Source organism: Siphonobacter sp. SORGH_AS_1065, assembly GCF_030818595.1.
GTDB lineage: Bacteria > Bacteroidota > Bacteroidia > Cytophagales > Spirosomataceae > Siphonobacter.
Map to the genome: position 1 here is coordinate 167,846 of NZ_JAUTAM010000008.1, position 15,721 is coordinate 183,566.

The 15,721-nt window shown below is 45.9% G+C and carries 8 protein-coding genes; 7 read left to right on the forward strand and 1 reads right to left on the reverse strand.

The genetic code is table 11. From position 1 onward, the window contains the following. Positions 1-426: 426 nt before the first annotated feature. Together QE390_RS23260 and QE390_RS23265 are read left to right on the forward strand one after the other, a co-directional pair. Complete coding sequence (locus QE390_RS23260) at positions 427-5,556, forward strand: PAS domain S-box protein (RefSeq protein WP_307144124.1); 5,130 nt, start codon at positions 427-429, stop codon at positions 5,554-5,556. A 309-nt stretch (positions 5,557-5,865) separates the two neighbouring features. Beyond that, positions 5,866-8,328 carry a PAS domain S-box protein gene (locus QE390_RS23265; protein ID WP_307144125.1) on the forward strand — a complete coding sequence of 821 codons (2,463 nt, stop codon included), beginning with the start codon at positions 5,866-5,868 and terminating at the stop codon, positions 8,326-8,328. A 356-nt stretch (positions 8,329-8,684) separates the two neighbouring features. On the opposite strand, the gene QE390_RS23270 is transcribed toward QE390_RS23265, so the two are convergent. Then, positions 8,685-8,951: a hypothetical protein gene (locus tag QE390_RS23270; protein ID WP_106638175.1), complete on the reverse strand. Its 267-nt coding sequence runs from the start codon at positions 8,949-8,951 to the stop codon at positions 8,685-8,687. Between the two features lie 869 nt (positions 8,952-9,820). Here QE390_RS23270 and QE390_RS23275 point away from each other — a divergent pair. The 5 genes from QE390_RS23275 to QE390_RS23295 all read left to right on the forward strand — a co-directional run bounded on the left by QE390_RS23275 (position 9,821) and on the right by QE390_RS23295 (position 15,676). After that, positions 9,821-10,486: a DUF6766 family protein gene (locus tag QE390_RS23275; RefSeq protein WP_307144126.1), complete on the forward strand. Its 666-nt coding sequence runs from the start codon at positions 9,821-9,823 to the stop codon at positions 10,484-10,486. A gap of 7 nt (positions 10,487-10,493) precedes the next feature. Continuing rightward, a complete protein-coding gene (locus QE390_RS23280) occupies positions 10,494-11,201 on the forward strand; it encodes a hypothetical protein (protein WP_307144127.1) in 708 nt (235 codons plus the stop codon). A gap of 83 nt (positions 11,202-11,284) precedes the next feature. After that, positions 11,285-12,847, forward strand: a complete 1,563-nt coding sequence (locus tag QE390_RS23285; protein WP_307144128.1) for an FAD-dependent oxidoreductase — start codon at positions 11,285-11,287, stop codon at positions 12,845-12,847. 694 nt (positions 12,848-13,541) lie between these two features. Continuing rightward, positions 13,542-14,594, forward strand: coding sequence for a zinc-binding dehydrogenase (locus QE390_RS23290; protein ID WP_307144129.1), 1,053 nt, complete (start codon positions 13,542-13,544; stop codon positions 14,592-14,594). A gap of 89 nt (positions 14,595-14,683) precedes the next feature. Then, entirely contained in the window at positions 14,684-15,676 is a 993-nt protein-coding gene (locus QE390_RS23295; RefSeq protein ID WP_307144130.1) for a glycosyltransferase family 9 protein, read from the forward strand. The last annotated feature ends 45 nt before the right edge of the window (positions 15,677-15,721 follow it).

Sequence of the window (15,721 nt, forward strand, 5' to 3'; positions counted from 1 at the left end):
GAGGCATTGCAAAGCTTCTACACGAGAGAAAATAATAAATGGGTTATTCTTAGATAGCCAAGATTAATAACTCTGTTTCCAAGCGATTAAACCGAGAATACATACCTGAATTCTTCTACGTATAAAGTAAAGATACGCTCATTTTAGGGGAAATTTGATGATACAGTTGAGTAATAAAATCAGAAATAAAGGGATCGTATATAAATTAGTATGCTGGTAATCAAAACAATATTGATAAAGGTAGTATTGTAGGAATTACTAGTAATAAGGTATTCTTCTTTTTTATAAAACAAGTTCGGGTACGCTTCTTTTCAATTCAATGGATTAACCGGGAGTTAAAAATGATAAGCTCCGAGTGATCATTGCCAACTCTCTTAACCTCTGCTTTATCGGTTGCCTTGCAACCTTTAGTAAACGTTATGCTCTATGCAAAATGAGGAATCTACACAACCGTCTTCAACGATTACGGCCGAAGAATATCATACCTTGATTTCTTCCTTTGCCCAAGCTTTCTGGGAAACGGATGGACAGGGTATGGTTGTCAATGACTCACCCAGTTGGCGAGCTTATACGGGCCAGTCACGAGAAGGATGGATGGGGGAAGGATGGGTAGCGGCTGTGCATCCCTATGATCAAGACTATGCCCTTTCGCAATGGCAGGAGGCTGGCAGACAGAAAAAGCGGGTAGATGCGGAGTTTCGACTTCAGGGACCCAACGGTGGTTATCGCTGGACCAACGTTAAAGCCACGCCCATCCTTAACCCAGACGGTTCCATAAAAAAATGGCTGGGTATAAATATTGACATTCAGGATAAGAAAGACGCAGAGCAGGCTCTACTGGAGGCTCAGCAATACTATGAAATTCAGCTTGAAGCTCAGGTTGCTCAACGCACGCAGGAATTAGAGGAAAGCAGACAGCTTCTTCGGGGCACTTTAGATAGTACGCTGGAAATGATTCAGGCGTTTAAAGCCGTGCGTAATGAGCAGGGTGAAATCATTGACTTCGTCTGGACGCTGAACAATCATGCCATTGAAAAATATTATGGCGATGTGATTGGCAAAAGTCTGCTGGCAATGAACCCTGGGGTAAAACAGATTGGCATCTTCGATACATTTAAACAGGTATGTGAGACGGGAGTGGCCGATCAGAGTGAACGCCATTATGTGCATGAGCAATTCAATGGCTGGTTTTATCAGTCTACGGTTAAGCTTGAGGATGGCCTAGTTACCACCACCACCGACATTACGAAACTGAAGCAAACGCAACACGAACTGGCCACTCTTAAAGAGCATTTGCAAACCATTTTAGACAGCTCTCCTTACATCGTTCAGGCTTTCCGAGCCGAGCGGGATGAAAATGGGGCCATTATTGATTTCATCTGGACGATGAATAACGAGAAAGGCATTATTCAGAACGGCGAGGTAATTGGTAAAAGTCTGCTGGAAAAAAATCCGGCGGTTGTAGATACGGGTCTGTTTGCTCAGTTTGTGGAGGTAACGGAAACCGGGAGATCCATTGAACAGGAGAAATATTATGGTTATGAGCAGTTTGATGGCTGGTATCATCAGGTGTTGATCAAAATGAATGATGGCTTCGTGATGAATACCGAAGACATTACAGAAAAGAAGAGAAGCCAGCAGGAGATCCTTCGTTTGAAAGATGCAATAGCGAAGAAAGCAACGGATCGGTATTATTCCCTGTTTAATACCATAGGCGAAGGCCTTGCTATTTTAGAGATGATCTACGATGAAAAAGAGAATCCAGTAGATCTTCGCTGGCTGGAAGTAAATCCAGCTTTTGAAAAAATAACCGGACTGGAGAAAGTGGCAGGAAAATTAGCCAGTGACTTTATGCCTGCTCAATTCTACTGGCTGGAAGCCTATGACCGGGTTGTTAAAACGGGTGAACCAATCCGGTACGAGCATTACGATGAGGATAATCATAAATGGTATCAGACGCATACGTCAAGAATAGGCGGGCCTGAAAACCGGGTAATTGCTAACGTTTTTGAAGATATTACCGAACGTAGGCACGGCGAGCAGTTACAGGAATATCTTTTGAAATTAAGCGATGCGTTGCGTTCACCTACCTGCCCCATCGAAATCCGGCGGAAGTCTGTGCAGTTATTAGGCCCGCAGCTACAGGCAGACCATGCGTACTTTACTACTCTCAGTGATAAAGACAGAAGTACGGATGCCGAGTATGTAAGCGAGGGAGGTGCTGAATTAACGAGTAATTTCTCTGCAAGCAGTTTTGGATCAGTCATGGAGGTCTTGCTTCGGGGAGAAAACTTTGTCATGGAGGAGGTACGTAAAACGGATTGGTTATCAGCCGAGGAAAAAGACAGTCTGATTCAATCCAGCATTGGGGCTAGTATTTCTGTACCGCTAATCAGAGAAGGAAGTCTTATTGCGGTACTCACCGTCGATCATCGTGACCCGCGTCAGTGGACCAGGAATGATATAAAAATTTTGCAGGAAACGGCTGAACGTGCCTGGGCAGCCGTACAACGGGCCGAAGTCGAAGATACCCTGCGTCAATCCGAAGCAAAATTCAGACGTTTGAGTGAAAGCGGTTTGGTGTCTGTTGCTTTTTTTGACATTGGCGGATCTATTCTGGAAGCCAACGAGGCTTTTCTGACGATGCTGGGCGTAACAAAGGAGGAACTGCATTCAGAAAAAGTCCGCTGGGATGTCTATACGCACGAAGATTGGATACCCAGAACCTGGCAGGCGGTTGAAGAATTCAAGCAAACGGGAGCAATCCAGCCTTACGAAAAACAATTTTATCATTCCAGTGGCGAATTACGGTGGGGTATTTTTGCCGGCTCTGTGCTGGAAGAGGGGAAGACGGGGGTTTCCCTAGTCATTGATATTACTGCTCGCAAAAGAGCGGAAGAAGCCCTGCGGGAAAGTGAAGCTCACCTGGCCGCTATTTTTGAAAGTTTGCCCGTAGCTATTGGCGTGGTGAATACAAAAGGGAAATTTATTCTCTCCAACAAAGAAATGGAACGCTTTATTCCCACAGGCATCATGCCTTCCATGGATAAAGAAACCCCCAATCGATGGTTAGGCCATTATCCCGATGGTCGCCGCATAGAACCTCAGGACTTTCCAGGAGCCAGAGCCTTGAGAGGTGAACGGGTACTGCCGCCCATTGAGATGCGATATACGCAGGACGACGGAAGTACAATCTGGACGCATGTTTCTGCCGTTCCTATTAAAAATGGGCATGACCAGGCTACCGGACACATGGTTATTATCTCCAACATTAATGACCTTAAGCAGGCCGAACAAGACCTCCAGCGAAGTCAAACGCACCTGCTGGCTATTTTTCAGACGGCTCAGGTGGGCATTTCTGAACTCAATACCGAAGGGTACTTTCTGCGAGTCAATGACAAACTTTGTCAATTGCTGGCCCGGAATGCCTCTGAATTGATAGGCCATACTATTTCAGAGGTAACCTTTGAAGAGGACATTGCTAAAAGCTATGAGGTGCTGCAACAACTGCTATTGACTGGAGAGGTAGCATCCGTTGATAAGCGGTATGTAAAACCCGATGGTACAATTGTCTGGGCTAATAGCTCCGTCTCACTTTTACATCACAAAGCTAGTCAGGACACTACGGTGCTGGCCATTACTGCTGACTTAACCCAGCGTAAAGAAGCTGAAATGGCCCTGCAAAAGTTAGAGTTACGGACCCGCATGGCGGTTGAAGCCGCAGACATGGCTACCTGGGAGTGGGATCTTCAGACCAATGAAGTATTCTGGAACGAACACCACTTTCGAATATTCGGTCTCGAACCTCAAATAGGTCCGGTTCACCCTAATGTATTTTTTGAACATGTGCATCCGAATGATCGCGGGCGAGTCCAAGAACTGTTGCGTCAGGCTCTGACGGGTGAAACGGATTTTGATACTGAATTTTGTGCCTTACGGGAAGACGGAACGGAACGATGGATGAGCGGATACGGTCGGGTAATGGAAAAATCGGGAGGACAACCGCTCCTCATGAGCGGGGTAATGCTTGATATTACGGCTCGCAGGCAGGCTGAAATAGATTTACGACATATGAAAGGTCGTCAGGACGCTATGCTGAAAAGTGCAACCGATTACGCCATATTAACGCTTGATTTAGACCTGAAAGTTCAGGACTGGAACGCGGGTGCTGAGTACATGCTCGGCTATTCAGAACCGGAGATCGTAGGAAAACCCGGAGAAATCTTTTTTGTTCCAGAAGATCGGGCGGAGGGTGCTCCGGAAAAAGAAAGGGATATGGCTCTGCTACAAGGCCGGGCCGAGAACGAACGCTGGCATATGCGAAAAGACGGTACCCGTTTCTTTGGTTCGGGGGTAACTACGCCTTTACTCAACGAAGCCGGTACCATCATCGGTCTTCTGAAAGTAATGCGTGACTTAACCAGCCAGAAGCAGGCAGAAGATGATTTAAAAGAAGCAAACCAGCGGAAAAATGAGTTTTTGGCTATGCTGGCTCACGAACTTCGTAATCCAATGGCCACGCTTCGGAGTGGTTTGCAAATCTTATCGATCACGGCAGCTACCAACGCTCAGGCTAAAACAGTGATAGACCGAATGACTCGTCAGACCGATCACCTGGTAAGAATGGTTGATGATCTGTTGGACGTGAGCCGCATCAGTCAGGGAAAAATTGAACTCAAAAAAGAACGGGTTCATCTGAATGATTTGGTTCATCAGGCCCTCGAATCTGTACAGATGTTAGTTGAGCACAAGCAACAAAAGCTTCGCGTTAACATACCCATTGAAACAATTGAGTTAGAGGGAGATGCGACTCGTCTGGTACAGCTAATGATGAATTTATTAACCAATGCCAGCCGTTATACTCCTAATCAGGGAGCCATTGAGTTAAGCTTGAGCCAGGAAGAAAATAAAGCGATCATTCGCGTCACAGATAGTGGCATTGGGTTGGCGACGGACCAACTTTCAAAAATCTTTGAGCTGTTTGTGCAGGTAGACCATTCACTGGCCCGTTCGCAGGGAGGGCTAGGCTTAGGGCTTACCCTGGTCAAACAGATTGCCGAACTTCACGAAGGCAGCGTAGAAGCCCAAAGCGAAGGACTGAATAAGGGAAGTACCTTTGTGGTACATCTACCTGCGTTACCGAGGGGTAGGAATGAAATGGACCCGTCCACAAAGCTTACTTCTATACGCCAGACCAGTATATTGATTGTGGATGATAATTCAGATTCTTCATTCACCTTAAGTGTGCTATTGGAATTGAAAGGCTATGAAGTCTACACGCGGGATAGTGGGATGGCAGCCCTGGAGGCCTTGGATATTCTGAAACCCGAAGTGATTTTACTCGACATCGGTATGCCGGAAATGGATGGCTACGAAACCTGCCGTCAGATTCGCCAGCACCCAAGGGGGCCCCAGACGTTCATCATCGCCGTGTCTGGTTACGGGCAAGACTCCGATAAGCGAAAAGCCAGGGAAGCGGGATTCGATGAGCATGTAACCAAACCAGTGGACCTGGAGTCTCTGATGCAAATCATTAGGCATCGCTCTACGTTTTAAATCGCTTATGCTAAGCAAAGGGTTACCTAAATAGATAGATACAAAAATTGTTAAATTACTATACCTATAGGGTAGTACGTTAGTGGTTTATACTTGTTGAAATAAAAATTTAGGACAACTAATAATGGGTTCATTATTAGTTTGTTAGCTATAGATAAGTAAAAACGAAAGACTTTTGGACTAACATTTGGGGTATCTTTTAGCTATACATCTACTGTGACATTAAACACTTCACTAGAGTAAGTAGTTAGATGACTAGCGTGTTCGTTAAAGCTCTTGTCCCACCTTTTAGCAACCTGTATCATACCATTGGAATCTTTTTATTACAATACCTACCCTTTCTTTCTGAATAAAGGAAAGATGGGGCAATTCCTGGCTTCACAGGATTGGAGTAACTCTGCTTTGGGTAACCCCGATGGTTGGCCTGTTAGCCTGAAAATTACCCTTGGCACCGTGCTGGGGGCTTCTACTAAAATGGCTTTATTCTGGGGACAAGACTTTCTCTTTTTTCCTAATGATGCTTATGCTGCTATCCTAGATAACCCGATTCATTCCGATCAGAAAGCCGCACGTATTAGGCATGAATCATGGCCTTTAGTACAGCCTTTGCTAGAGCGGGTCTGGAATGCAGAGGCGGTCGAACCCTTTGTTTATCAATCAGTAGATTCCTTTGAAAACCAACGATACCTGTTGAACTTTAGCCCGGTTACGGATGAAAATGGCGTGATCACTGGGGTTCTGTCGACGGCAACAGCATTTGTTCAGCCTTCCGATCAAAATCAGGAGAGTGAGACGTATGACCGACAGGTGACAGACACCGTTCCGGCGATCATCTGGACGACTAAGCCCGACGGAAGCTGTAGTTACTTAAACAAACAATGGTACGAGTACACCGGACAAACCAAAGCTCAGGCCGAAGGTTTTGGCTGGCTTGACGCTACCCACCCCGAGGATAAGAATGCTTCCAGCAAGCAGTTTCTGGAGGCGAACGAACAGCACATTCCCTTTCATTTGCTATATCGCCTACGTCAGCACGACGGCACTTACCGTTGGGCGATGGATAAAGGAAGCCCCCGGTTTGATGCGGAAGGGAATTACCTCGGCATGATTGGCACCGTAATTGACATACACGAACAAAAGTTGGCGGAGGAAAGCCTGCGAGCTAGCGAAGCCAAGCTGCGTTCCATTGTTTCAACGGCTCCTGTAGCTATTGGTCTATTTGTGGGTCGGGATTTAATCGTCGAAAATCCGAACCAGACCTTTATTGATATTGTCGGGAAAGGCCCGGACATCGTTGGCAAGCCTTTGCGGGAAGTGATGCCTGAATTGATTGAACAAAACCAACCTTTCCTGCAAATTCTGGACGACGTTTTTACGACTGGCCAGCGATTTCACTCATACGGCTCTGAGGTCAAAATCGTGCAAAATGGGGTCATGACCCATAACATTTACAACATTACGTACAGCCCCGTTTTTGACGAAGAAGGAAAGGTATATGCCATTCTGGATATTGCCGTGGACGTTACAGGCGAGGCAAAAGTAAAGCAGGCTCTCAAAGAAAGTCAGCATATTTTACAGTCGATGATCGACTTAGCCGAACTTGGTACTTATACGGTTGATTTAGCTAGTCAGAAGTTAGTGAAATCACCCAAAGTAGCCAGTTGGTATGGTCTTCCTGAAGTGACAGATGTGTTTGCTTCCCTGGATGTCATTATCGAAAGTGATCGGGATCGTGTATTTCAAATCTATAAAGACGCATTACTCCCCGGCTCAAGCGGTTTTTATCGGGTGGAATACACCATCATTCATTCCCAGACTAGTCAAAGGAGAATTTTGCAAACCGTAGGACAGGTCAGGAGAAATTTAGAAGGACAGCCTACGCACGTAGATGGACTGATCAGGGATGTAACCAGTCATTACGAGGCGAAGGCTGCTTTGGAATTTCTGGTGCAGGAAAGAACGGAAGAACTGGAAGCGACCAATGAAGAATTAACCTCCTCTAATGAAAATCTTGCGGAGCTTAACGAGCAATTGATACGCTCAAATGAGAGCCTGGAGCAGTTTGCTTACGTAGCCAGCCATGATTTACAGGAACCCCTCCGAAAAATTCAACAATTCAGTGACCTGCTAAGCCTGCGTCACCGGGCTAGTTTAGCAGAAGATAATCGCCTGCTGGACCGGATTCAGGAGTCGGCCCAGCGAATGAGTAACTTAATTAACGATCTGTTGACCTTCTCTCAATTATCGACTGGCAAGAGTAACCGGGAGCGGGTTAATCTGTCGTCGGTGTTAAATCAGGTCATGGATACCCTATCGGTAGCCATTGAAGAAAGCAAAGCATCCATTGAAGTTATGGCGTTGCCGGAGATTCAGGGAGATCAAAGGCAGTTTGAACAGTTATTCCAAAACTTGATTTCCAACGCCCTGAAGTTTAGCAGTAAGGATATTCTTGGCAATGCTACGGTCCCTTCTATACGTGTTAGTTACCAAAGCCTTGCCACTAATCAGTTACCCTTCAATCCTGAAAACAGGGACAAGTATGCTCGTTACCATCAGATCGTTATTGAGGACAATGGCATTGGCTTTGAAGAAACCTACGCTGAACGAATTTTTGGGGTCTTTCAACGGCTTCATAGCAAGAATGTGTTCGCAGGAACCGGGGTTGGGCTGGCGATTTGTCAGAAAGTAGTAACGAACCACGATGGTATGATTGTGGCCCAGGGGACACCCAATCAGGGAGCGAAGTTTTACATCTATTTGCCTGAATTTTAAAATCTTAGCTAGTTTAAGCGATCGCTCAGGCTCATAGTAATGCAAGTTGTAGTTTTTGAAACCTTCACAGGGAAGGCAAACGCGTTCCGTTGCTCAAGAGGATAGATTCATTCTGTCCTCTCGAACGCAGTGAGAAACCTTCTATAGAATGGACGTTGCTAGGGTTAATAAAGTTTCCTGATGGAGCAACAAGGCCGCAAAGTTCATAACGTCCTTCGCTCTGGAAGACGGATTATGATGGTGAAGTAACTATTAGTGGTAAATACCAATAGTGGTAAATACCAACGGTGCTCCTGGGTTTCATTTGGGGCTATTCAGCCTGAGGTTATCCTGTTGGAGTTGTTACCAAAATAGTTTTAAAACAAATAACCCCGGAGGGGTTGAATACGAATAGCCCCGGATGAAATCCGAGGAAGAAAACGGATAAAAATCAGAAATCTCAATCCATTGAATCTCAAGCCATTGACAAACCACAAAACCTTCCTAAAACCAAGTAAGCCCGCAAAGGTCATAAGGTCCTTCGCTTCGCTCTGGATGACCGCTACTTCTCTGCTCTGTCCTCCCGAATGAAGAGAAAGACCTTCTATAGGCTGGGACGGATTAAGGATTCGGAAATTTTCCATAACCAAATCCGTTCATTCTGAATGACGCTGAGATTATTGAGTAAAAACTCAGCTCATCCCCTCAACTTTAGGTATCTCAATCTACCTTAATTATAGGATTGACTGCCATTAACGTATAGTCTACATTTACAATGTATTTGTTACGGGCATGAGCGTTATACGTCCATGCGGGTGGGACAGGTTTTTACTTTGTCGGGTTTGAACCTGCTTTGTCAGTTAGTTTGATAGGGGGATACTACAGATTAGCTGACAAAGTTCCTGCCTACGTACCCCGTAACTGATTAGATAACCGCTTGTGTATACTAAAGGCTTGTTAAGTTAATACTGGACAAGCCTTTTTCATGAGGCAAAGCCAGCTTTTTCTGCTGGTAGCAGCCACTTGCTTCATGATTGTATTGCATAGCCTAGGTTAGTGCTGCCAGCGAAAAAGCTGGCAGCGGTAGCGGATTTTGCCGTTAGTGATTATCAGCCAAAAAGCTGGCCGGACTACACTGACAGTGGTAGAAAAAACCATCCGGTTTTTGTTGAATTAATAAGTAAGTTATGTTGCAACCAACGTGGCCCGACCAGCTTTTTCTGCTGATAGCAGCCACTTGCTTCATGATTGTATTGCATAGCCTGGGTTAGTGCTGCCAGCGAAAAAAGCTGGCAGTGGTAGCGGATTTTGCCGTTAGTGATTACTAGCCAAAAAGCTGGTAGCAATGAATCGCCTCATGAATATAGCTTTCACCTATGTATCGCATAACGTATAGGTATTGTCGTTATCATTCTGCGATTTCCTGATACTGGTATTATTTTTTATGGTAAAGTTGAGGAATACGCTCGTGACTCCTTCGACAACCTACTGAAATCTAATACACTATTTTAGGATGAACTTAAAGAAAATAGGAAAGTACAATGGCCTGTCTATTGTGCTAATTGTGATTACCTTATTGACATTGACCGCTCATTTATTAACGGGCTGGAATGACTATAATCAGGAGCGGGAAGAGTACCACTTAGCGGCTCTGTCTTTCGGTGAATACCTTTTTACCGGGCATTGTGTAGAATCTGTTTTTGAAAACTGGGAAAGCGAATTTCTACAAATGGGCCTTTACGTGGTATTGACCGTCACTTTATACCAAAGAGGCTCCTCCGAATCCAAAGACCCTGACGCTTCTGAAGAGGTAGATCGAGAGCCTGACCCCAATCGCAAAAATGCTCCCTGGGCCGTTCGTCGGGGGGGATGGGCACTCAAGTTATATCAGCATTCGCTGAGTCTGGCTTTTTTTATTCTTTTCGGTTTGTCATTTTTCCTGCATGCATTAGGCGGAGTCAGGCAGCATAATGCAGAAGAAAGCATGAAAGGATCGTCCGAAGTGTTGAGTTTGGGGGAATTTATGGGGACGAGCGAATTCTGGTTCCAATCGTTTCAAAACTGGCAGAGCGAATTTTTGTCGGTACTATCTATCGTTGTTCTTTCTATTTTCCTGCGACAAAAGGGTTCTCCGGAATCCAAACCCGTGGATGCACCGCATTCGGAAACGGGTAATTAAATGAATCATGAAAAAGTTATTCATCGGGCTGATGCTCACGCTGAGCAGCATGAGTCTGCATGCCCAGCAGACCATTTTTAACGTACCATCCTCGGACATTACCCCGCAACATAAAATCCTGGCTCAACAGCAGATTGATCTGAATCGGGAGCAATTTCGCTCCATGACTACTGTTAACTACGGGTTAGGAAAGCACTGGGAAGTCGGGTTCAACCTCTATAATGTGATGCGTCAGGATCATCACTGGATCCGTAATGACACCACCACGCAAATTCCCTACGCTCCCCTGCTCTTGGTAAATGCTCAGAAAATTGTGGAGATTAATGAGCACTGGCAGGCAGGAGTGGGCTTGCAGACCGGAGCGAATCTGAACGGAACCCGGCCTGCTTCCTGGGTAGGTTTTTTCTATGCTAACGTAGAAGGACATTTTCACGAAGATCATTATCAGGTGGTTGCTGGGACGTATACGGGGAATGCCCGTTTTCTGGGTGAAGGACCGAACGTAGGCTTTCATGCAGGATTTGATGCGGGGATTTTTTATCAGAAATTTCACCTGCTCGGTGACTGGGCCAGTAATGCCCACGATTACGGACAACTCGTATTAGGAGCAGAAGTTTACCTGACGCAGCACCTTCCGCTTGCGGTAGGATGGCGGCGTTCTAATAAGGACGGAAGTCAGGCGTTGGTGGTGCAGCTAACCTATACGCCTAAGTAAAAAGAATTAGGCTTGATGTCAGAAGTATTGATCGATGAATGATTCGTGAGTGCCTATTATCCAACCCTTTAGTAAACAAGAATATGAACGAGCTGAACACACCAAAGCCACTCCACGAACGAGCAAGTTCGCGGGATGGTGCTAATGTAAGTATTTGGCAGCCAGGTTTTCAACCGGCTCCCCCAAAGGAGTACTCCAGCCAGAATGAAGTTTTTGACGTACTGATTGTGGGGGGTGGCATTACCGGATTAACGGCGGCGGTGCAATTGCAGGAGCTGGGAAAAGCAGTAGTAATAGCCGAATCGCATACCATCGGTTATGGAACCACGGGCGGAACGAGTGCCCACATTAATACGTTTGCCGATACTACCTATGCGGAAGTGGAGCAGGATTTTGGTAAGGAATCCGCCCAGTTATTTGCGAAAGCCATCCAGGAAGCCGTTACTACGATCAAAACGAATGCAGCAACCTATCGCATGGATTGTGATCTGGAATCTAAAGATGCTTATGTCTATGCCGAAGATGAATCTCAGCGGAAAGAACTCGATAGCCTGTATGAAAGTGCCTTGCGGGCGGGAGTAGAGGCCCATACCGTTTCGCAGTCTCCTTTGAACATACCTGCGTTGAAGGTAATTCACTTTCCGCACCAAGCTCAGTTTCATCCATTAAAATACATAGGTGGCCTGCGAAAAGTGTTTGAAGCTTTGGGGGGCATGGTGCTGGAACACACCAGAATTGAGGAAATTGAACAGGAAAATGATCTTCATAAGGCTCGAAGTGGGGATCAGATGATTCAGGCCAAAGCCGTTATTTATGCTACGCACATTCCTCCCGGGGGCATCAATGCCTTACATTTTCTGAATGCCCCTTACCGAAGTTATGTGTTGGCCGTAACTTTAGAAGATGAAAAGTATCCCGATGCTTTAATCTACGACATGCAGGAGCCCTATCATTATTTTCGGTCGCACGTGATTGAGGGGCAACGGTATTTATTAATTGGCGGCAATGATCATAAAACAGGCCATGACGACCCTCAGGCGGCTTTTGAAGCGTTAGAACATTACACCCGTCAGCACTTTAAAGTCAAAGAAGTTGCCTATCAATGGTCTTCGCAATACTTCGTTCCCTCAGACGGCTTACCTTACATTGGGAAAATGCCGGGAAGTCCAGCGGGCATTTATACAGCAACGGGTTACAATGGGAATGGCATGATTCTAGGTACCATTGCAGGTAAGATCCTGAGTGATTTAATCGCTGGGAAAGACAATGCTTACGCCGATTTATTTGATCCCCGTCGAGTAAAACCGTTAGCGATAACGCCTGAAGCAGTCAAAGAAAACGTTGACGTAGCCTATCATTTCATTGCGGATCGATTGTCTACGGAAGAGTTGGATTCCCTGAAAGAAGTGCCCTTCGACACGGGAATGATTGCCAAAATCAGCGGTAAAAAGGTAGCCGTTTACAAAAGCCCTACCGGAGAGATTCATACCCTGAGTCCCGTTTGCCCACACGCCCATTGCTTTGTAAACTGGAATGAGTCCGAGAAAAGCTGGGACTGCCCCTGCCACGGAGCCCGGTTTTCACCGCAAGGGGAAGTATTAACAGGCCCCGCCCGAAAAGATTTGGAAAAGCTAAACCTTCCTTAAGTAAACGATAGGATTGATTCCATACGTCAAAGAGCAGTGTTCACCAGCACTGCTCTTTTGCATGAGTAGTAAAAACAGCTAGTAACGTATATAGATGAGAGTAAGTTATACTTTACCTGCGTTCAACCTTTGACTTTGAACGGACATTAGATAAAACACAGAATAAGCAAATCTCTACTTCCCATTGGCTACCTATTTCCTCACTTTTAAATTCGTTGCCTAAATCCTGGCAAAATTGCTGACGGATTCATCAGGGTATACGCAAAGAAATGGCTCCCCTAAATCAAGGGGTATTCCGATCCTCAAAATCTGGTAATGTATTAAAAAAAGAAGAATTAATTATTTGTAATGTTCTGATAGTTAGTGCTTTATGTTTATTTGATAGTAGGTTTTATGCCGTCCTAGCAGTTTATTAGATCCTTCAAATGGCATATTTATTTTCGTTAATGCTGTGCTTATTATGCCCGTAGCTACGGAGATTCATTCGGTACTACCCACCAAGTTCACCTGCACTATATTATTCTGATTGGAAAGCAAATCTAAATTCAGTACTAAAGGCGTGGGCCAGATGTATAGAACTGGTCTGCATTCTCTAGCACTTGCTAATGGACCAATAAGTCCGATTTTGATTCACTGGTGATGACGGGTGAAGTAGTTACTTACACAGTTCTAATGATCGTTTATGAACCATCAAATGAAAGCTGCTCTTAAAACAGCAAAGGGAGATTTCGAAGTAACGGATGTAGATAGACCTAAAATTCCCAAGCCCGACTGGGTGCTGGCCCGCGTGCGGGTGGCTGGCATTTGCGGCACAGACCTGCGGCACTGGAAGAAAGAAGAACCGGAGCTAGTGCATAAAATTATGGGTCATGAATTGGCGGGCGAGGTGATTGAAGTAGGGAGCGAGGTGACAAACGTGAAGCCCGGCGACCGGGTGGTTATAGAAACGGTGCTGGGCGATGATACCTGCGACTGGTGCAAAATTCAGCAGTATAACCTCTGCCCTCATTTGTACGAGGTGCGGATGGAGACGGTATCCCGGGCGTTTGCTGCTTACGTGGTAGGCCCGGCGAAGAAATTCTACAAACTGCCTGACCACGTTAGTTTTGAAGAAGCCACCTTGCTGGATACTTTCTCGGTTTGCATGCACGCCATTCAGCTCAGTGGAATCAAAATCAATGATACAGTGGCCGTTATCGGAGCCGGGCCGATTGGCTTAGGGCAATTACAACTTGCCAAAGCCTGCGGAGCCGATGTCATCGTCACGGATATTGTTGAATCTTCATTGGACTTGGCCCGGGAACTGGGAGCGGATTTGGTCATAAACAGTCAGAAAGAAGACGCCTATCAAAAAGTAATGGAGTTTACCCATAATCGTGGCGTAGATATCGCTTTTGAGTGTGCCGGCGGACCTTCCATTGCTACGACTATTGCTCAGGCTACCACCTTTACCCGCATTGGGGGGAAAGTACTGATGGTCGGGGGCTTTGATCCGGGCACTACGCCGCTTGAACTCGAATGGCAACGCATCCAGATGTCAGAAATCAAGTTAATACCGAGTGCCAGTTACGCTTATTGGGGGATTTACCCGGAGATGCAAATGTGTCTTGATTTGCTGGCGAAGGGGAAACTCAATGCTGAAAAGCTCATTACTCATCGCTTCTCGCTGGATGCCATTAATGAAGCGTTTGAAACGGCACAGGATAAACAAAAGACTCACGCCGTATTTGTAGCCCTGACGATTTAATACACTGCCCTGAGAAGTCACTCTCAGGGTTTCCTTTACCCAGTTAACGACTTGCGTGGACAAGTTTGATCGTATTTGTAATGGACCAGTTGACTCAAACATTAAATGATACGCCTGAAAAAATAGCTTTGTTTCTGGCTAAAGAACTAAAAGATTTGTTACAGGCAGTGCCCGCCTTTCGGGCGATCCGCAGGGCTTTTCCGCAAGCTCAGATTTGTCTCATCAGTTTTCCTGAATACCAGGAAGTAGGTCAGCGATATGCGGCCTATGTGGATGAGTTTATCCCTTTCCCCGGCCATCCGGGTTTATCTGGTCGGAAGGTAAAGGCAAGTGAAGTGGTTCATTTTTTCTGTGCTATGCAGCAGCGGAAATGGGACGTCCTTCTTTCGCTGCAAGAGCATGGAAGTACCGTTAACCACATGCTTATGTTAGCGGGAGCAAAACTTACGGCGGGCTATTTTGAGGCCTCAATAGCCGAAATGTATGAGGCCGATGATCGGTTCTTTATACCTTTTGCTCTGACTGCGTCCAGTAATAGTTCTCCGCTACAACTCGTCGCGTCACTGGGTATTCCGGTAGAAAACGATGCGGTTGAATTTCCGCTTTTTGCTGAAGATGAAGGGAAGGCTCGGCAAGCCTGGCCGGAATGGCAACAGAAATCCTTTATCTGCATTCACCCGGATGGAGACACGTCGCATCAATGGCCAGCCTCCCATTACGCCTGGCTTACCCGTAAGCTGGCCTCTGAGGGTTACCCGACGGTTCTAACGGGTTTACATGGCCGACAGCGAACCCTGGAAGAAGTCAAGCGTCTGGTGAAAGATGGAGAGGAACCCGCTCCAGTCATCATCGATCAAACGGACTTAGGTAGTCTGGGCTGGATCATCAAGCAGTCTTCCCTACTGGTCAGTAATAATTGTGCAGTCACTCAAATGGCGAAGGCCTTACAGGTGCCCAGCGTGGTTATTACGAATGATTGGAAACCGGAGCAATCGGAAAAGCATGTGGTCCTATCAGAGCAGGCTGCCGTTAATCTCAATACGGTTATCAGTACGTTGATGAATCTTTTAAAAGATAACTAATCAATTTGTCTCGGAAAAGATAGAAGCCGTGCTTGAATAGCTAAG

Excerpts from the sequence above, each read along its gene's own strand:
- QE390_RS23260 (WP_307144124.1), top strand. The coding sequence starts at position 427 with ATGCAAAATGAGGAATCTACACAACCGTCTTCAACGATTACGGCCGAA.
- QE390_RS23270 (WP_106638175.1), bottom strand. The coding sequence starts at position 8,951 with ATGGAAAATTTCCGAATCCTTAATCCGTCCCAGCCTATAGAAGGTCTT.
- QE390_RS23275 (WP_307144126.1), top strand. The coding sequence starts at position 9,821 with ATGAACTTAAAGAAAATAGGAAAGTACAATGGCCTGTCTATTGTGCTA.
- QE390_RS23280 (WP_307144127.1), top strand. The coding sequence starts at position 10,494 with ATGAAAAAGTTATTCATCGGGCTGATGCTCACGCTGAGCAGCATGAGT.
- QE390_RS23285 (WP_307144128.1), top strand. The coding sequence starts at position 11,285 with ATGAACGAGCTGAACACACCAAAGCCACTCCACGAACGAGCAAGTTCG.
- QE390_RS23290 (WP_307144129.1), top strand. The coding sequence starts at position 13,542 with ATGAAAGCTGCTCTTAAAACAGCAAAGGGAGATTTCGAAGTAACGGAT.